Below are 18353 nucleotides of genomic sequence, written 5' to 3' on the forward strand. Positions count from 1 at the left end.
CATGAGGATCGGTGCATGAAACTGGCAACGCTGATCGGTAAGGGCCCCGTCAGCGATGGCGGGGCATCAGTGCACGGATCTGCACCGCGCGACGCGTATGACGGCAACGTCACGGGCTTCGCGATCGACCATCGCAAGGTCGCACCGGGGACGATCTTCGGGGCATTCGAGGGCGCGCGCGTCAATGGCGAGGATTATATCGCCGACGCGATCCGCGCGGGCGCGATCGGCATCGTCGCGCGGCCGGGCCTCGCCGTCGAGGGTGCAGCGTACATCGCCGACGAGACCCCCCGCGAACGGTTCGCCCAGCTGGCGGCAGCATTCTTTGCACCCTTTCCCGCGACGACGGTCGCGATCACGGGCACCAACGGCAAGACGAGCTGTGTCGAGATGACCCGCCAATTGTGGCGGATGGCCGGCCATCACGCCGCATCGATCGGGACGCTGGGCGTCACGACCGCCGACGAACGCGTCACCACCGGCCTCACGACGCCCGACGTCGTCACCTTCCTGTCGAACGTCGCCGGGCTCGAGCGCGAAGGCGTGACGCATCTCGCCTTCGAGGCGTCGAGCCACGGGCTGACCCAGTATCGCACCGAGGGACTGCCCGTATCGGCGGCCGCCTTCACCAATCTCAGCCGCGACCATCTCGATTATCACGGTGACATGGCGGCCTATTTCACCGCCAAGATCCGGCTGTTTTCGGAAGTATTGGGCCCGGATGGGGCGGCGGTGGTGTGGGCCGATGATCCGCAGGCGGCGCGCGTCATCGACCTCGCGCGGGAGCGGGGCAATCGGCTCGTGACCGTCGGCACGCGCGGGGATACGCTGCGGCTGGTCGATCGCGATCCGACATTGCTGGGGCAGGGGCTGACGATCGAGGCGGCGGGCCAGACCTACCGCGTGACGCTGCCGCTGATCGGCGGATATCAGGCCGCCAATGCGCTGGTCTCTGCGGGGCTGGTGATCGCAACCGGGGGCGATATCGCGACGACCATCGCCAATCTCGCGCGGTTGCAGCCCGTGCGCGGGCGGCTCGAGCGTGCGGTCATCGCGCGCTCGGGTGCGCCGGTCTATGTCGATTATGCGCATACCCCGGACGCACTGGAGGCGGCGATCGCCGCGCTCAAGTCGCATGCGGGCGGCCGGCTGATCGTCGTGTTCGGCGCGGGCGGCGACCGCGATACCGGCAAGCGCGAGACGATGGGGCAGGTCGCGATGCATTATGCCGACCGCGTGATCGTCACCGACGACAATCCGCGTACCGAGGATCCCGCCGCGATCCGCCGCGACGTGCTGAAGGGCGCGCCCGGCGCGATCGAGATCGGCGACCGGCGCGCGGCGATCCAGGCGGCGATCGACGAGGCGGGCAGCGACGACATCGTGCTGATCGCGGGCAAGGGCCACGAACAGGGCCAGATCGTCGGCGACATGGTGTTGCCGTTCGACGATGTCGGCGTCGCACGCGAGTGTGCGGCATGAACAATGCGGTGCCCCTGTGGACGTCTGCCGAGATCGCCGCCGCGACCGGCGGGGTGGCATCGGCCGAGTTTGCCGTGACGGGCGTGGCATTCGATTCGCGCGAGGTCGGTCCGGGCGACCTGTTCGTCGCGATGAAGGGCGAGGCGAGCGACGGCCATCTGTATCTCGACCAGGCGTTCGCGCAGGGCGCCGCGGGGGCGATCGTCTCCGAACCCTGCGCGCATCCGCATGTGCTGGTCGCCGACAGCTTCACCGCGTTGCAGATGCTCGGGCGCGCGAGCCGGGCGCGCAGCGGCGCGACGATCATCGGCGTTACCGGATCGGTCGGCAAGACGAGCGCGAAGGAGGCGCTGTTCGCGGCGCTCGATCGCGGCGCGCCGGGGGCGGTGCATCGTTCGGTCAAGAGCTACAACAACCATACCGGCGTCCCGCTGAGCCTCGCGCGGATGCCGCGCGACGCGCGTTTCGGCGTGTTCGAGATGGGGATGAACCATGCGGGTGAGCTGGCCGAGCTGACGCAGATCGTCCGTCCGCATATCGCGGTCGTCACCGCGATCGCGCCGGCGCATACCGAATTCTTCCGCGACGAAAGCGCGATCGCCGACGCCAAGGGCGAGATCTTTGCCGGGCTCGAGCCGGACGGCGTCGCAATTGTCCCCTTCGACAGCCCGCATCGCGAAAGGCTGACCGCGGCGGCGGCGCCGCATGCGTCGCGGATCGTGACCTTCGGCATCGCGAAGGGTGCCGATGTCCGCGCGATCGAGACGGTTCGGCTGGCGACCGGCGCGACGTTCGTGACGGTCCAGCAGGACGGCCGTGAACTGAGCTTCACGATGGCGCAGCCGGGGATGCACTGGGTTTCGAACGCGCTGGCGGTGATCGCGTGCGTCGAGGCAGCGGGCGCGGATCTCGGGCTGGCGGGACTGGCGCTCGCCGAACTCGGCGGGCTGCAGGGACGCGGTGCGCGGTTCATGACGACGCTGGCGGACGGGCAGGCGCTCGTGATCGACGAAAGCTACAATGCGAACCCTGCGTCGATGCGTGCGACGCTGGCCGTGCTGGCCAAGGAGCCGGGGCGGCATGTCGCGCTGCTCGGCGAGATGCGCGAGCTGGGCGAGGCGTCGGCCGACTATCATGCCGGGCTTGCCGAGCCGATCCTCGCGGCAAACGTCGAAATGGCGCTGCTGGTCGGTGAAGCGATGGCGCCGCTTGCGCAAGCGCTTGAGGGTAAAGTCGAAACCGTCCATGTGGGCGACGCTGCGGCCGCGCTGACGTCGTTACGGACGATCCTGGCGCCGGGCGATGCGGTTCTCATCAAGGGATCGAACGGTGTAGGGCTCGCGCGGGTCGTGACGAGTCTCGGGGGCGGGAAGACGTAAATGCTGTACTGGATCGCCGCACATCTGGGTTTCCCGGGAATATTGAACCTGCTCCGCTATCAGTCGACGCGGACGGGCGGGGCGGTCGCGACTGCGCTGATCATCGGCCTGATCATCGGGCCACGCTTCATCGGCTGGCTGCGCGTGCGTCAGGGCAAGGGCCAGCCGATCCGCGCCGACGGCCCGCAGACGCATCTCGCCAAGCGCGGCACGCCGACGATGGGCGGGCTGATGATCCTCACCAGCATGACGCTGGCGATCCTGCTCTGGATGGACCTGAGCAATCCCTATGTCTGGTCGTGCCTGTTCGTGACGCTGGGCTTTGGCACGATCGGGTTCATGGATGATTACGACAAGGTGCGGAAGGCGAGCACCGCGGGCATTTCGGGTCGCACGCGACTGCTGCTCGAATTCGCGATCGCCGGGATCGCCGCGACGATCATCATGTCGCAGAACGGCCCGCATCTGTACCTGCCGTTCACGTCGCGCATGTATATCGATCTCGGCTGGTTCTTCCCCGTCTTCGCCGCCTTCACGATCGTGTCGTTCGGCAATGCCGTGAACCTGACCGACGGGCTCGACGGGCTGGCGACGATGCCGGTGATCATCGCGAGCGTCGCGTTCATGGTGATCGTCTATCTCGCGGGCAATGTGAAGTTCGCCGACTATCTCGGCATCCCGCACGTTCCTGGCGCGGGCGAGCTCGCGATCTTCTGCGGCGCGGTTGTCGGCGGCGGTCTGGCGTTCCTGTGGTTCAATGCGCCGCCCGCCGCGGTGTTCATGGGCGACACCGGCAGCCTCGCGCTCGGTGGCGCGCTCGGCACCATCGCCGTCGTCGCGCATCACGAGATCGTGCTCGGGATCATCGGCGGGCTGTTCGTCGCCGAGGCGATGAGCGTGATCATCCAGGTGTTCTTCTACAAGCGGACCGGCAAGCGGGTGTTCCGGATGGCGCCGATCCACCATCATTTCGAACAGCTCGGCTGGAGCGAGCCGACCGTCGTGATCCGCTTCTGGATCATCGCACTGGTCCTGGCGCTGGTCGGCCTGTCGACGTTGAAGCTGCGGTGATCGTCGCTGAGGCCTGGCGCGGAAAACGCTTTGCGGTGCTGGGGCTGGCGCGGTCGGGTGCGGCGACGGTGCAAGCGCTGGTGGCCGGCGGCGCGAGCGTTGTCGCGTGGGACTCCGACGAAACGAAGCGCGAGGCTCTGGCGGACAGCATTCAAGACCTGTCGGTCACCCTCGATGACGTCGATCTTCGGTTTGATCCGCTGGACGATCTGGCGGGGTTCGACGCACTGATCGTGTCGCCAGGGGTGCCGCTCAACACGCATCCGCTCGCCGCGGACGCGCGTGCGGCGGGCGTTCCCGTCATCGGCGACATCGAGCTCTTTGCGCAAGCCCGCGCCGACCTGCCGCGCCACAAGGTCGTCGGGATCACGGGCACGAACGGCAAGTCGACCACCACGGCGCTCGTGCATCATATCCTGCGGACCGCGGGCGTGCCGACGCTGATGGGGGGCAATATCGGGCTGCCGATCCTCGGGCAGGATTCACTGCCCGAGGGCGGGGTCTATGTGCTCGAGCTGTCGAGCTATCAGATCGACCTGACGCAGACGCTCGACTGCGACGTCGCGGTGCTGCTCAACATTACCCCCGACCATCTCGATCGCTATGACGGCTTTGCCGGCTATGCGGCGTCGAAGGCGCGGCTGTTCGCGATGCAGACGACGCCGCATCTCGCGATCGTCGATCACGGCGCAGAGGCCGACCATCGTCTTCTGGGTGATGCGCCCGCTGACCTTCCGATCCAGTTCATCGACCGTATCGACATCGGCGACCAGGCCGGCTGGCCGTCGCTCCAGGGGCCGCACAATGCTTTGAACGCACGTGCCGCCGTGGGGGTCGCGCGCGCGCTGGGCGTGAGCGAGGTCGATATCGATCGCGGGCTGGTCAGCTTTACCGGCCTGCCGCATCGCATGCAGCAGATCGCCTCCTATGACGGCGTCGCCTATGTCGACGACAGCAAGGCGACCAATCCGGAGAGCGCGGCGCCCGCGCTGGCCGCGTTCGAGCGGGTCCACTGGATCGTCGGCGGGCGCGCCAAGGGGGATGACCTCGATGCGTGCAGGCCCGGCTTCGGCCATGTCGTTCACGCCTATACGATCGGCGAGGCCGGGCCGCGGTTCGCCGAGATCCTGGCCGGGTCGATGCCGGTCGACCATGTCGGCACGCTCGACGCGGCCGTCCGCAGCGCGGCTGCCAATGCCCGGCCCGGCGACACGATACTGTTGTCGCCAGCCTGTGCGAGCTTCGACCAGTTCGCCGATTACGAAGCGCGCGGCGCGGCCTTCCGCGCGGCGGTCGAGTCGCTGGCATGAGCGATATGCGGACACCGATGATGAGCGCAGGGCAGAAGACCGGGATCGTCGCGAAGATGAAGCGGCGCGGCGGGCGTGGCGATCAGTCGCCGCTCGGCACGTGGTTCTGGGATATCGACCGGATGCTGCTGTTGCTGACGCTGTTCCTGATCGCGATCGGGCTGATTGCGGTCGCCGCGGCGTCGCCCGCGACCGCGGTGCGCTATTCGGGCGAGCATCACAAGCTGACGCCGCTCTATTATTTCTGGCGTCAGCTGATGTGGGTCGGCGTCTCGATGCCGGTGCTGTTCGGGGTGTCGATGATGCCCGTCGCGATGGCGCGGCGCATGGCGCTGACCGCGGCGGCGGTGCTGCTGCTGATCCTCGCGGTGACGCCGTTCGTCGGATCCGAAGTCAACGGTGCGCGCCGCTGGATCGGCTATGGCTTCGCCCAATTCCAGCCGTCCGAGTTCTTGAAGCCGGTCTTCATTGTTACCGTCGCCTGGCTCCTGTCGCTGCGCGCGAAGGATCCCGAACTGCCGACCGTGCTGATCACGGGCGGGCTGACCGGCACGATCGCGGTGATGCTGATGCTGCAGCCCGATTTCGGCCAGACGATCATCTACTGCACCGTGTGGATGGCGTTGTTGATGATCGCGGGAACGCCGATGCGCGTGATGGCGGGGCTGGTCGGCTGCGTGCCGGTCGGGCTGGTGGCCGCCTATATGTTCTACGGCACGGCGCGGTCGCGGATCGACGCGTTCCTGTTCCCGGGAATCGAAGGCGAGGGCGCATCGGATCATTTCCAGACCAATGCGGCCCACAACACGCTGACCGCGGGCGGCTGGACCGGCACGGGGCCCGGCGGCGGCATCGCCAAGTTCGGGCTGCCCGAGGCGCATACCGATTACATCTTCTCGGTGATCGGCGAGGAATTCGGGCTGATCGCCTGTTCGGTGATCGCGGTGATCTTCCTTGCGATCGTCGTGCGCGTGTTCGTCAAGCTGCTGGACGAACAGGATGAATTCAAACTGCTGGCCTCGGCCGGGCTGGCGACGCAGTTCGGCGCACAGGCGCTGGTCAGCATGGCGGTGAACACCGGTCTCGCACCGTCCAAGGGCATGACGCTGCCGTTCATCAGCTATGGCGGGTCGTCGATGATCGCCTTGTCGGTCGGCATGGGGTTGCTGCTGGCGTTTACCCGGCGCAATCCGTTTCTCACGCGGAGCCCCTATGTCGTCCGCTGGAGTGGTGAATGACTGTGAATCAACGTCCCCGGCATTTCGTGCTCGCGGCAGGCGGGACCGGCGGACACATGGTGCCCGCGGCGGCGCTTGCCGCTGAGCTGACGAGGCGTGGCCACCGTGTCGCGCTGGTCAGCGACGAGCGCGGCGTGCGCTTCCCCGGATTGTTCGAGGGAATCCAGACGCATGTCCTGCCCGCCGGGCGTTTTACCGGGGGTCCCCTGGGCTGGGCCAAGGCGACGCGATCGATGTGGCGCGGGCGGATGATGGCACGCGAACTCTATCGCACGTTCAAGCCGGCGGCGGTGATTGGCTTTGGCGGCTATCCCGCGCTGCCCGCGCTACTGGCGGCGTTCGCGAATCGGATCCCGACCGCAGTGCACGAGCAGAATGCGGTGCTGGGGCGGGTGAACCGGCTCGTGGCGCGCCACGTCGACGCGATCGCGACCTCGTCCGAACCGACCGAACGGCTCGCGTCCGGGCTCCTCGCCAAGACGCATCTCGTCGGCAATCCGGTGCGCGAGGCGGTACTCGCGCTACGCGCCAGGCCCTATCCGCTGCTCGAGGAGGATGGCATCTTCCGTGTGCTGGTGACCGGTGGCAGCCAAGGCGCGAGCATCCTGTCTCAGGTCGTCCCCGATGGTCTGGCAATGCTGCCGGTGACGTTCCGGCGGCGGCTGCAGGTCACGCACCAGGCGCGGATCGAGGATATTGACGCCGTGCGCGCGCAATATGCCGAGCATCACATCCCGGCCGAGCTCGCCACCTATCTGCCCGACATGCCCGAACAGCTCGCCTGGGCGCATCTGGTGATCGCGCGCGCGGGCGCCTCGACGATCGCGGAGCTGACCGCGGCGGGGCGGCCGGCGATCCTGGTGCCGCTGCCGGGCGCGACCGACGATCACCAGACCGTCAACGCGCGCGAGATCACCCGCGCGGGCGGCGCGCGGACGATCCGGCAGGGCGACTTCACTGCGGTCGAACTCGCCAAGCAGATGCAGAAGCTCGGGCTAGACCCGGCCGCATTGCAGAACGCCGCGGGACGCGCGCGCAGTTGCGGCCGGCCCAATGCGGCAAGCGATCTGGCCGACCTGGTCGAAAGCCTCGATGCGCCGGTGTCGCGACTGCCGGTCGGGCGCCCATCCAAGCCAAAGGTACAATTTGCATGAAGGGTGTAGCGACCGATATCGGCACGATCCATTTCGTCGGGATCGGCGGGATCGGCATGTCGGGCATCGCCGAGGTTATGAAGAATCTCGGCTACCGCGTGCAGGGCTCGGACGTGGCCGAGGGCTATGTCGTGCAGGGCCTGCGCGACAAGGGCATTCCAGTCGCGATCGGCCATGCCGCGGAGAATATCGGTGACGCGGCGGTCGTGGTCGTCTCGACCGCGATCGTGCGCTCGAACCCAGAGGTCGAGGCGGCGCTCAACGCGCGCGTGCCCGTGGTGCGGCGCGCGGAGATGCTCGCCGAACTGATGCGGCTGAAGTCGACCGTCGCGGTTGCCGGCACCCACGGCAAGACGACGACGACGTCGATGGTGGCGGCGTTGCTCGATGCCGGCGGCGTGGATCCGACCGTCATCAATGGCGGGATCATCAACAGCTACGGCTCGAACGCGCGGCTGGGTGCGAGCGACTGGATGGTGGTCGAGGCGGACGAGAGCGACGGCAGCTTCCTGCGGCTCGACGGGACGATCGCGGTCGTCACCAACATCGATCCCGAGCATCTCGATCATTACGGATCGTTCGACGCGGTAAAGGATGCGTTCGTCGAGTTCGTCGAGAACGTGCCCTTTTACGGCGCGGCGTTGCTGTGCCTTGATCATCCCGAGGTGCAGGGGATCCTGCCGCGCGTGCGCGACCGGCGGATCGTGACCTATGGCTTCTCGGCGCAGGCGGACGTCCGCGGGGTCGAGGTGACGCCGATCCCGGGCGGCAACCGCTTCGACTGCGTGGTGCGGACGCGCGACGGCGCGACGCGGACGATTGCGGGAATCGAGATGCCGATGCCCGGCCGGCACAACGTCCAGAACGCGCTGGCCGCGATCGGCGTCGCGCTCGAGCTGGGGATCGAGGATGCGACGATCCAGCAGGGCTTTGCCAAGTTCGGCGGCGTGAAGCGGCGCTTTACCAAGGTGGGCGAGGTTCCGGTCGAGGGTGGCGGTGTCGCGATCATCGACGATTACGGACATCATCCGGTCGAGATCCGCGCGGTGCTGGCCGCTGCGCGCGAGGGCGCGAAGGGGCGCGTGATCGCGGTCGTGCAGCCGCATCGCTATTCACGGCTCGGCAATCTGATGGAGGATTTCCAGACCGCGTTCAACGACGCGGACCGGGTGCTGGTCACGCCGGTCTATGCGGCGGGCGAGGCGCCGGTCGAGGGCGTTGATGCGGCAGCTTTGGTCGAGGGACTGAAGCGGCGCGGCCACCGGTTTGCAGGCGTGGTCGCGGATGCGGATGCGCTGGCGGCCGAGCTGGCGGCGACGATCGAGGCGGATGACATGGTCGTCTGCCTCGGCGCGGGCGACATTACCAAATGGGCGGCTGGGCTCGCCGACGCGATCGCGGTCGAGCGTTCGAAGGTGCCAGCGTGAGCTCTGCATCTCCTTGTGTCCCCGCGGAGGCGGCGACCCAGACTGGGCTTCCGCCTTCGCGGGAGACCATCAGGGGGAGCGTTGAGGCTGGCGGGTCGCTTGCGGACTTCATCTGGTTTCGGACCGGCGGGCCTGCCGAATGGCTGGTGCGGCCGGCGGATGTCGAGGATCTGGCCGGGTTGTTGAAGACCCTCGATCCGTCGACGCCGGTCCTGCCGGTCGGCGTCGGCTCCAACCTGATCGTGCGAGACGGCGGTGTGCCCGGGGTCGTGGTGCGGCTGCCCAAGGCGATGGCGAAGGTGTCGGTTGAGGACGGTCGGGTTCGCGCCGGGGCGGGGGCGATGGGGATCACGGTCGCCAGCGCTGCACGCGATGCGGGGATCGCCGGGCTCGAATTCCTGCGCGGGATCCCGGGGACGGTCGGCGGCGCAGTGCGGATGAACGCGGGGGCCTATGGACGCGACGTCAGCGATATCCTGATCGAGGCGACCGTCGTCACGCGCGACGGCGCGGTCGAGACCTGGCCCGCGGCGCAGTTCGGCTATGTATACCGGCATTCGGACCTGCCGGCGGGCGCGGTGGTGGTCGAGGCCGTGTTCTCGGGCACGCCCGGCGAGCCGGCGGTCATCGGGGCCGAGATGGACCGGATCGCCGCCGAGCGCGAGGCGTCGCAGCCACTGCGGTCGCGCACCGGCGGATCGACCTTCAAAAATCCTGAGGGGCACAAGGCCTGGGCGCTGATCGACGCCGCCGGGTGCCGCGGGCTGACGCGCGGCGACGCACAGGTCAGCGAGAAGCATTGCAATTTTCTGCTGAACCTCGGGTCCGCGTCGAGCGCGGAGATCGAGGCGCTGGGTGAAGAGGTACGGACCAAGGTGAAGGCGCATTCTGGAGTGACGTTGGAATGGGAAATCCAGCGGGTCGGGGTGGCGAAATGAGCGGTCCGCTTCACATCGCCGTGCTGATGGGCGGCTGGTCGGCGGAGCGTGATGTCTCGCTGATGTCTGGCAATGGCTGCGCCGATGCGCTCGAATCGCTTGGCCACCGCGTCACGCGGATCGACATGGGACGCGACGTCGCCGCCCGGCTAGCCGACGCCAGGCCCGATCTCGTGTTCAACGCGCTGCACGGGACGCCCGGCGAGGATGGCTCGGTGCAGGGGCTGCTCGACCTGATGGGGCTGCGCTATACGCATTCGGGGCTTGCGACCTCGGTGATCGCGATCGACAAGGTGCTGACCAAGCTGCTGCTCGTGCCCGCCGGTGTACCGATGCCGGGCGGGCGGATCGTCCGCTCGGTCGACCTGTTCGAGGGGGATCCGATGGCACGTCCCTATGTGCTCAAGCCCGTCAACGAGGGGTCGTCGGTCGGCGTGGCGATCGTCACCGACAGCGGCAATTACGGCAATCCGATCGCCCGCGACGCGGTCGGGCCGTGGATCGACTTCGACGAGCTGCTCGCCGAACCGTATATCCGCGGGCGCGAGCTGACGACCGCGGTGCTGGGCGGTCGCGCGCTCGGCGTCACCGAACTCAAGCCCAAGAGCGGCTGGTATGATTACGACGCGAAATATACCGACGGGATGACCGAGCATGTCTGCCCGGCGGACATTCCCGACGAGATCGCCGACGCCTGCAAGAGCTTGGCGCTCGAGGCGCACCGGCTGCTCGGCTGCAACGGCGCATCGCGCTCCGATTTTCGCTGGGACGACGAGCGCGGCGTCGACGGGCTGTTCCTGCTCGAGGTGAACACGCAGCCGGGCATGACCCCGCTCAGCCTCGTGCCTGAACAGGCGCGGCATATCGGCATGAGCTATGCCGAGCTCGTCCAGGCGATCGTCGACGAGGCGCTGTCGGATCACCCGCTGGCGCCGGGCGGGGCGCCATGAGCCGGACGATCAAGCGCGGCCCGCCCCCCAAGCGGCCTGCCCCGCGGCGCAAGGTCGCGGTCAAGAAGGTGTCGGTGCTCGACCGGCTGGTCGGGATGCTCCCGGTCAGCGAGGAGACGCTGAAGAAGATTGCGACTTGGTCGATCCTGGGCGCGGGCGGCGCGGTGGTGATCGCGGCGGCGACCTGGATCGGCATCCCCGGCATGATCGGCGGCGCGATGGCGGAAGGCGCCGGGCGCGCGGGGTTCAAGGTCGACCAGATCGAGGTCACCGGGCTGAAGCGGATGGACCGCATGTCGGTCTATGCGGTCGCGCTCGATCAGCAGAGCCGCGCGATGCCGCTCGTCGATCTCGAGGCGGTGCGCCAGAAATTGCTGCGCTATGGCTGGATCGCGGACGCGCATGTGTCGCGGCGGCTGCCCGATACCTTGCTGGTCGACATCGTCGAGCGGACCCCCGCGGCGGTGTGGCAGGACAATGGCAATCTGACGCTGATCGATGCGTCGGGCGTGCTGCTCGAACCGGTGCAGCCCGATGCGATCCCGAACCTGCCGCTGGTGATCGGACCCGGCGCGGACCGGCAGGAAGCGTCCTATCAGGCGCTGCTTGCCGCCGCCCCCGCGCTCAAGCCGCGCGTGAAGGCGGCGACCTGGGTCGGCAACCGGCGCTGGGACCTGACCTTCGAGAGCGGCGAGACGCTGGCATTGCCCGAGGACGGGGCGCCGCGTGCGCTGGTGAAGTTTGCCGAGCTCGATGGCGCACGGCCGCTGCTCGGCCGTGGCTGGATCCGCTTCGACATGCGCGACCCGACCAAGCTGGTCGCGCGCAAGCCGGGTGCGAGCCTGGCGCACAGCGTCGACGTGCCCGCGCCGGTATCCAGCGAGCCACAGACGACTATACCGTCGCAGACGGCGGACGCGAACGTAACGGGCGGGGAGGGATGACATGGCGAAGGTGGCACCGGAAGGGCTGATCACGGCGCTCGATATCGGGTCGTCGAAGGTTTCGGCGATGATCGCGCAAAAGGGGGACGGCGGCGAGTTGATCGTGCTGGGCACCGGCCAGCGCGAGAGCCGCGGCGTCAAGCGTGGCTATATCGCCGACATGGCGACGACCGAGGCCGCGGTGCGCGAAGCGGTCGAGCAGGCCGAACGGATCGCCGGGATCAACATCGAGAATGTCTGGGTCGGCTTCTCGGCCGGCGGGCTCGTGTCCGACGTCGCCGAGGTCGAGTTCGAACTGGGCGGCCACCGCGTCGAGCAGCAGGATATCGATGCGTTGCTCGCGGCGGGCCGCAACTCGATCGATCCGCAGGGGCGGATGGTGCTGCACGCGCAGCCTGCGCTCTACACGCTCGACGGGCTGACGGGGGTCAAGACACCGCTCGGGCTGCATGCCGACCGGCTTGGCGTGCATATCCATGTCGTCGCGGCGGACGGATCGCCGGTCCGCAATCTCGATCTGTGCGTGCGTTCGGCGCATCTCGAGGTGAAATCGATCATCGCCTCACCGGTCGCGACCGGGCTTGCGTGCCTAAGCGACGAGGAGCGCGAGCTGGGCGTCGCGCTGGTCGAGATGGGGGCTGGGATCACCAACGTGTCGCTGTTCGCGGGCGGCATGCTCGTCGGGCTGACCTCGATTCCGATCGGCGCGCAGGACATCACCGACGACATCGCCAGCGCGTTCGGCACGCGGCGGCAGAATGCCGAGCGGATGAAGTGCTTCCATGGTTCGGCCAATGCCTCCCCGCGCGACAATCACGACATGATCCCGGTCATGCCGATCTCGGCCGAGGATGGTGCGGGCGAGGGCGCGCAGATCACCAAGGCGCAGCTGATCAGCGTCATCCGCCAGCGGCTCGAACATCAGATGGGCGAGGTGCGCAATGCGCTGAGCACGCTCAAGTTCGAGGGGCCGGTGGGGCGCCAGGTCGTGCTGACCGGCGGCGGCGCGGAGCTGAAGGGCATTGCCGATTATGCGCAACAGGCGCTGGGGCGGTCGGTCCGGATCGGCCGACCGCGCGGATTGACCGCTCTGCCCGAGGCGCATGGCGGACCGGCCTTTGCGACGCTAGCGGGGTTGGCCTTCTATGCGGCGACCGATCCGATCGACCTGCGCGGTATTGCACCGCAGCGGACGATCGTTCACCGGCCGAAGGGAATCGGCATGGTCCGCAAGTTGATTCAGGCGGCACGCGCGAATTATTGAGAGTTTCGAAACGGCTGACGCTATTTCGGCTGGAACAGCCGGTAGCGTTGGTGCACACAGGTTAATCAGGGGCCCGGCCGTAGCGTATCACCGGGATGGGCGGAGAAGCAGGCGATGAGCATCGAATTTCTGAGTCCCGAAGTGGACGAGCTGGCCCCCCGCATCGCGGTGATCGGGGTCGGTGGCGCGGGCGGTAACGCGATCGCGAACATGATGAGGGCCGACGTCCAGGGCGTCGACTTCCTCGTCGCCAATACCGACGCGCAGGCGCTCAAGCAGTCGACCGCGCCGCAGCGGATCCAGCTGGGCACCAAGATCACGCAGGGCCTCGGTGCCGGCAGCCGTCCCGAGATCGGCCGCGCGGCCGCCGAGGAGACGATCGACCAGCTCGCCAAGATGCTCGAAGGCGCGCACATGTGCTTCATCACCGCCGGCATGGGCGGCGGCACCGGCACGGGTGCCGCCCCGGTCATCGCCAAGGCGGCGCGCGACATGGGCATCCTGACCGTCGGCGTGGTCACCAAGCCGTTCGCGTTCGAGGGCAATCGTCGCGCCAAGTCGGCGGATGGCGGCATCGAGGAACTGCAGAAGTACGTCGATACGCTGATCGTCATTCCGAACCAGAATCTGTTCCTGATCGCCAACGCGAACACGACCTTCAAGGAAGCGTTCTCGATGGCGGATGAGGTCCTCCAGCAGGGCGTGCGCAGCATCACCGACCTGATGGTCATGCCCGGCCTCATCAACCTCGACTTTGCCGACGTCCGCTCGGTGATGCAGGAGATGGGCAAGGCGATGATGGGCACCGGCGAGGCGAGCGGCGACAACCGCGCGCTCGAGGCAGCGCAGAAGGCGATCTCGAACCCGCTGCTCGACGGCGTCAGCATGCAGGGTGCCAAGGGCGTAATCATCTCGATCACCGGCGGCGACGACATGCGCCTGCTCGAAGTCGACGAAGCCGCGAATCACATTCGCGACCTGGTCGATCCCGATGCCAACATCATCTGGGGTTCGGCGTTCAACCAGGAGCTGGAAGGCAAGATCCGCGTCTCGGTCGTCGCGACCGGGATCGATGCGGACGCCAAGCCCGCCGTCGCGCCCGAGCCGACGCGCTCGTTCAGCTTCGGCATGGGCCGCAAGAACGACGAATCGACGTCGTTCCGTCCGAGCGAGCCCGCAGCACCGACCGGCACGACTGGCACGGGCGACGAGCCGCTCGACCTGTCGAGCGCGGACGCGGTACAGTCCGGCACCACCGACGAGGAGCTCGTTCTGGGCCAGGACAAGATGGTCCCCGCCGCACCGACCGCACCGCAGTCCTATGCCCCCGCGCCGACACAGGCGGCACCCGCACCCGCCCCGGTGCAGCCGCCGGTTCAGGCTCAGCCTGCGCCGCAGCCGACCGCGCGCACGCCACAGGCGCCTGCCTATCAGGCTCCGCCGCGCTCCTACGCGGACGATCGTTATGCCGCTCCCACGCCCGCGGCCCCGGCGCCGATGCCGGCTGCGGACGAGGGTGGTGCACGCCGTCGCTGGCTCGCTCCGGGTGCGGAAGCTGCGCCCGAGGCCGCCACGCCGGCGACGCCGCGCGTCAAGCTCGGTGGTACGCTGTTCGAGCGCATGTCGAATGCGGCGCGCGGCGCGGCCAAGGAAGACGGCGAGGCGGCTCCGACCGATCCGCTCGACATTCCGCGCTTCCTGCACCGCCAGAACAACCAGTAACGGCCTGCACAAAGGGGCGCGCCGGTTCGTCGCCGGCGCGCCCCGTCCTGGCGCGTAGCGCGCCGCGACATGTTGCCCGTTCCCGCGCGCTCGGGTCTAGCTACGGGCACCCATGATCTTCCCGACCCATCATCTCCTGACTGCCGCGCTCGCGCTGGTCCTGGTCACCGCACCGAGCGGCGCGCGGGCGCAGGAAGTCGTCCAGCCCCTGCCCGGAACGACCGACGCGGATCGTCTCGGCGACACGATGCGGCAGCTCGCGTCAAACCCCCGCAATGTCGATGCACTGGTACGCGCGGGGGATCTGTCGATCGGGCTCGGTGATCTGAGCGGTGCCGCGGCGCTGTTCGCGCGCGCCGAGAAGGTCGATCCGCGCAACGGCCGGGTGAAGGCCGGCATGGCCTCTATCCTGGTCCGCTCCGAGCGACCGGGCGAGGCGCTCCGCTATTTCGCGCAGGCCGAGGCGTACGGGCTCCAGCCGCGCTATTATGCCGCGGATCGCGGGCTAGCCTATGACCTGATCGGCGAACAGGACCGGGCGCAGCGCGACTATCGTGTCGCGTTGCGCGATGCCCCCGATGACGAGACTGTCCGGCGTTACGCCCTGTCGCTCGGCATATCGGGCAAGCGTGATCTGGCGCTGCAGCAGCTCGACCCGCTGGTCCTCAAGAAGGACCGCGGGGCGTGGCGCGCGCGTGCGTTCATCCTGGCGATGAACAATGACGTGCGCGGCGCCGAGACGATCGTCACGACGATGATGCCCGGGGCTGCGGCCCGCGGTCTGCAGCCCTTTTTCCAGCGTCTGCCATTGCTTGCGCCCGCAGACCGCGCCTTTGCGGTGCATTTCGGCGAAGTGCATGCGACGCCGCAGCGGATCGCCGATGCGCGGATGACGCCCGTCCTGCCGCAACTGGGTGCAGATCCCACCGCGCCGGTGATGCTCGCGGCGGCCGAGCCGCAGCCCGCACCACAGCCGACGGGCCGTGCCAAGGCGGCCGCCGATCGATCGGCTACCCGCCGCGACAAGACCGCACGGTCGAGTCGCGTCGAAGTCGCCGCTGTGACGCCGACACCTGCGTCAACGGCGACACCGTCGCCAACGCCTTCGCCCATCCGCCCGACTGCAACCGTGCAGGCGTCTGCGCCGATGGTCATGGTCCAGCCGCTGCCTAAGCCCCCGGTGGTGCTGGCATCGACGCAGGCGGTCCAGCGGCCGACCGATCCTGCAGCCGCCACGACGCTCGCACCGTCCGCGCCGACGTCGACCTTTGTCCAGCCCTTGCCGGCCCGGACGACGACTGTTGCGGCGGCGGACGCGAACCGGGTCTCGCAGGCGAGCGTGGCCGCGTCTTCGCCGGCCCGCGCGCCCGATACGCCCGGTGCGCTGCCCTCTGCGATCGTTGCGCAGATGGCGGCGCTGCCGACCGCTCCGGCGACGACGGCTGGAACGACGCCGCCGGTAATCCCGCGCACCACGACGGCCCCGGTGTCGTCGGCTGTCCCGACCACGCCAGCGGCGGCGGGTGTTGCCGCTACAACGGTTCCGGCGACGCCCGCCGCCGTCGCGCCCGGCATCGGGTCGACCCCGACGCAGGTCGCGGTCGCCGCCACGCCTGCTGTGACCGGGCGGACCATCCCCGTCAGCGAGGGCTCGATCCTCGCACGGATCATTGCCGGGCTGTCGATCCCGGCATCCGAACTCGGCGTCGCACCGATCGCCCGGGCAGCTCCCGTGGTGCCGGCAACGACCGCCGGGGTCGGCGCGGGCGACGACGCCGGCGCACGGGCGCTTGCCGACGCGAAGGCCAAGGCGGAGCGCGATACCGCAGCCGAGGCGGAGGCGCTTGCCGCGACCCGGCTCGCCGAGGCGAAGGCGGCACGCGCGAAGCTGGCGGCGGACAAGAAGATCGCCGACCGCAAGGCGATTGCCGACAAGAAGCTCGCCGCCGAGAAGAAGGCCGCCGCCGAGAAGAAGGCGATCGCCGACAAGGCAGCGGCAGAAGAGAAGCGGATCGCGCGCGCCAACCCCGAGCGCATCTGGGTCCAGGTGTCGACCGGCGCGACCGAGGGTGACCTGCCCAAGGCGTGGAAGGGCGTGAAGGCGAAGGCGCCGACCGTTGTCGGAACGCGTGGCGGCTGGACGGCGCCGTGGGGCGCGACGAACCGCGTGCTGGCAGGGCCGTTCAAGACCGCCGCGGAGGCGCGGACCTTCGTCAATGCGCTCGCCAAGGAGGGCGTCTCGACCTTCTCCTTCACCAGCGATGCCGGTCAGGTCGTCACGAAGTTGCCCGTCAAGTGAGCGCGCGTGCGCCCTGGGCCTCGGACCCGGCGCGGAGCAAAGGTCGGCTTCACGAGGAACAGAACGGGACCGTCCGCGGCCCGCGTGACGCATTCCAGCGTGACCGTGACCGGATCATCCACTCGATCAGCTTCCGCCGGCTGCGCCACAAGACGCAGGTCTTCATGGCGCCCGATGGCGATCACTTTCGCGTCAGGTTGACCCATAGTCTCGAGGTCGCGCAGATCGGCCGTGCGGTCGCCCGCACGCTCGCGCTCAACGAGGATCTGACCGAGGCGCTGTGCCTCGCGCATGACATTGGCCATCCGCCTTTCGGTCATGCCGGCGAGGATGCGCTGAAGATCGCGCTGACCGGGCAGGGCGGGTTTGACCATAATGGCCACACGCTGCGCACGCTTACAGAGATCGAGCGCCCGTATCCGCGATGGAACGGGCTGAACCTGACCTGGGAAACGCTCGAGGGACTGGCCAAGCATAACGGGCCGGTGCGGCACCCCGGCTGGGCGCTGCGCACCGCGGATTCGGCCTTCGATCTTGCGCTCGCGAGCTTCTCGTCGCTCGAGGCGCAGGTCGCGGCAATTGCCGACGACATCGCCTATGACAATCACGACATTGACGACGGGCTGCGCGCAGGATTGCTGACGCTCGATCAGTTGATGGCGGTCCCGCTGATCGCGCGCGGCTGGGACGATACCTGCGCGCGGTTCCCCGATGTCGAGCCGAAGCGGCTGATGGGTGAACTGGTGCGCTCGCAGATCGGCACGATGGCCAACGACCTGATCGCCGAGACGCGTCGCCGGATCGCGGCAAGCGGTGTCACCAGCGTCGAGGACGTGCGCGACGCGGGCGAATGCCTTGTCGGGTTTTCCGATGCGATGCGTGAGGAAGAGCGCGATCTGAAGCGGTTCATGTACGCGAACCTCTATCATCATCCGCGCCAGATCGCCGCGGCGGATGCCGCACACGGGATCGTGACCGGGCTGTTCGCGATCTATCGCGACGATCCCGGCACGATCCCCGAGGAATGGCGCGACCGCCTGCCCGAGTCGGACCCGGATCGCAGCCGGCACATCGCCGACTTCATCGCCGGCATGACCGATCGCTATGCCATCTCGCGCTACCGCGAGCTGGTCGGGCCTATCGATCTGCCCGAGGGGTTCTGAAGCCCGGCCGAT

General features: G+C 68.4%; 14 protein-coding genes. All 14 read left to right on the forward strand.

The genetic code is table 11. The features are described from left to right. Positions 1 to 15: 15 nt before the first annotated feature. On the forward strand, positions 16 to 1482 hold the full coding sequence (locus IFS44_RS08855; protein ID WP_192098238.1) for a UDP-N-acetylmuramoyl-L-alanyl-D-glutamate--2,6-diaminopimelate ligase: 1467 nt from the start codon (positions 16 to 18) through the stop codon (positions 1480 to 1482). Continuing rightward, positions 1479 to 2861: a UDP-N-acetylmuramoyl-tripeptide--D-alanyl-D-alanine ligase gene (locus tag IFS44_RS08860; RefSeq protein WP_192098239.1), complete on the forward strand. Its 1383-nt coding sequence runs from the start codon at positions 1479 to 1481 to the stop codon at positions 2859 to 2861. The genes IFS44_RS08855 and IFS44_RS08860 overlap by 4 nt, the downstream gene beginning before the upstream one ends. Continuing rightward, on the forward strand, positions 2862 to 3932 hold the full coding sequence (gene mraY / locus IFS44_RS08865) for a phospho-N-acetylmuramoyl-pentapeptide-transferase (protein ID WP_031395401.1): 1071 nt from the start codon (positions 2862 to 2864) through the stop codon (positions 3930 to 3932). Continuing rightward, positions 3929 to 5242 (forward strand): UDP-N-acetylmuramoyl-L-alanine--D-glutamate ligase, encoded by a 1314-nt coding sequence (gene murD, locus IFS44_RS08870; protein WP_192098240.1) that lies wholly within the window; start codon positions 3929 to 3931, stop codon positions 5240 to 5242. Before mraY ends, murD begins: the two co-directional genes overlap by 4 nt. 5 nt (positions 5243 to 5247) lie before the next feature. Further along, positions 5248 to 6480, forward strand: a complete 1233-nt coding sequence (locus IFS44_RS08875; RefSeq protein ID WP_234387761.1) for an FtsW/RodA/SpoVE family cell cycle protein — start codon at positions 5248 to 5250, stop codon at positions 6478 to 6480. Then, on the forward strand, positions 6477 to 7634 hold the full coding sequence (murG, locus tag IFS44_RS08880; protein ID WP_192098241.1) for an undecaprenyldiphospho-muramoylpentapeptide beta-N-acetylglucosaminyltransferase: 1158 nt from the start codon (positions 6477 to 6479) through the stop codon (positions 7632 to 7634). Before IFS44_RS08875 ends, murG begins: the two co-directional genes overlap by 4 nt. After that, positions 7631 to 9061, forward strand: coding sequence for a UDP-N-acetylmuramate--L-alanine ligase (gene murC / locus IFS44_RS08885; RefSeq protein WP_107045983.1), 1431 nt, complete (start codon positions 7631 to 7633; stop codon positions 9059 to 9061). The genes murG and murC overlap by 4 nt, the downstream gene beginning before the upstream one ends. A gap of 68 nt (positions 9062 to 9129) precedes the next feature. Next, positions 9130 to 9999, forward strand: a complete 870-nt coding sequence (murB, locus tag IFS44_RS08890) for a UDP-N-acetylmuramate dehydrogenase (RefSeq protein ID WP_342366405.1) — start codon at positions 9130 to 9132, stop codon at positions 9997 to 9999. Beyond that, positions 9996 to 10949 carry a D-alanine--D-alanine ligase gene (locus IFS44_RS08895; protein ID WP_192098243.1) on the forward strand — a complete coding sequence of 318 codons (954 nt, stop codon included), beginning with the start codon at positions 9996 to 9998 and terminating at the stop codon, positions 10947 to 10949. The genes murB and IFS44_RS08895 overlap by 4 nt, the downstream gene beginning before the upstream one ends. Then, a complete protein-coding gene (locus tag IFS44_RS08900; protein WP_056405396.1) occupies positions 10946 to 11893 on the forward strand; it encodes a cell division protein FtsQ/DivIB in 948 nt (315 codons plus the stop codon). The genes IFS44_RS08895 and IFS44_RS08900 overlap by 4 nt, the downstream gene beginning before the upstream one ends. A gap of 1 nt (position 11894) precedes the next feature. After that, on the forward strand, positions 11895 to 13157 hold the full coding sequence (ftsA, locus tag IFS44_RS08905) for a cell division protein FtsA (RefSeq protein WP_031393123.1): 1263 nt from the start codon (positions 11895 to 11897) through the stop codon (positions 13155 to 13157). A 114-nt stretch (positions 13158 to 13271) separates the two neighbouring features. Then, positions 13272 to 14879: a cell division protein FtsZ gene (gene ftsZ / locus IFS44_RS08910; protein ID WP_192098244.1), complete on the forward strand. Its 1608-nt coding sequence runs from the start codon at positions 13272 to 13274 to the stop codon at positions 14877 to 14879. A gap of 112 nt (positions 14880 to 14991) precedes the next feature. After that, entirely contained in the window at positions 14992 to 17178 is a 2187-nt protein-coding gene (locus IFS44_RS22190; protein ID WP_192098245.1) for an SPOR domain-containing protein, read from the forward strand. Next, the gene (locus tag IFS44_RS08920; RefSeq protein ID WP_192098246.1) at positions 17175 to 18341 is read left to right on the forward strand and encodes a deoxyguanosinetriphosphate triphosphohydrolase; all 1167 of its coding nucleotides are present in this window, start codon (positions 17175 to 17177) and stop codon (positions 18339 to 18341) included. The genes IFS44_RS22190 and IFS44_RS08920 overlap by 4 nt, the downstream gene beginning before the upstream one ends. The last annotated feature ends 12 nt before the right edge of the window (positions 18342 to 18353 follow it).

Origin of the sequence: Sphingomonas sp. CFBP 13706 (assembly GCF_014842355.1) — a bacterium.
Taxonomy (GTDB): Bacteria; Pseudomonadota; Alphaproteobacteria; order Sphingomonadales; family Sphingomonadaceae; genus Sphingomonas; species Sphingomonas aerolata.

Coding starts and splice junctions, on each gene's coding strand:
- IFS44_RS08855 (WP_192098238.1), top strand. CDS start 16: ATGAAACTGGCAACGCTGATCGGTAAGGGCCCCGTCAGCGATGGCGGG.
- IFS44_RS08860 (WP_192098239.1), top strand. CDS start 1,479: ATGAACAATGCGGTGCCCCTGTGGACGTCTGCCGAGATCGCCGCCGCG.
- mraY (WP_031395401.1), top strand. CDS start 2,862: ATGCTGTACTGGATCGCCGCACATCTGGGTTTCCCGGGAATATTGAAC.
- IFS44_RS08875 (WP_234387761.1), top strand. CDS start 5,248: ATGCGGACACCGATGATGAGCGCAGGGCAGAAGACCGGGATCGTCGCG.
- murG (WP_192098241.1), top strand. CDS start 6,477: ATGACTGTGAATCAACGTCCCCGGCATTTCGTGCTCGCGGCAGGCGGG.
- murC (WP_107045983.1), top strand. CDS start 7,631: ATGAAGGGTGTAGCGACCGATATCGGCACGATCCATTTCGTCGGGATC.
- IFS44_RS08895 (WP_192098243.1), top strand. CDS start 9,996: ATGAGCGGTCCGCTTCACATCGCCGTGCTGATGGGCGGCTGGTCGGCG.
- IFS44_RS08900 (WP_056405396.1), top strand. CDS start 10,946: ATGAGCCGGACGATCAAGCGCGGCCCGCCCCCCAAGCGGCCTGCCCCG.
- ftsA (WP_031393123.1), top strand. CDS start 11,895: ATGGCGAAGGTGGCACCGGAAGGGCTGATCACGGCGCTCGATATCGGG.
- ftsZ (WP_192098244.1), top strand. CDS start 13,272: ATGAGCATCGAATTTCTGAGTCCCGAAGTGGACGAGCTGGCCCCCCGC.
- IFS44_RS22190 (WP_192098245.1), top strand. CDS start 14,992: ATGATCTTCCCGACCCATCATCTCCTGACTGCCGCGCTCGCGCTGGTC.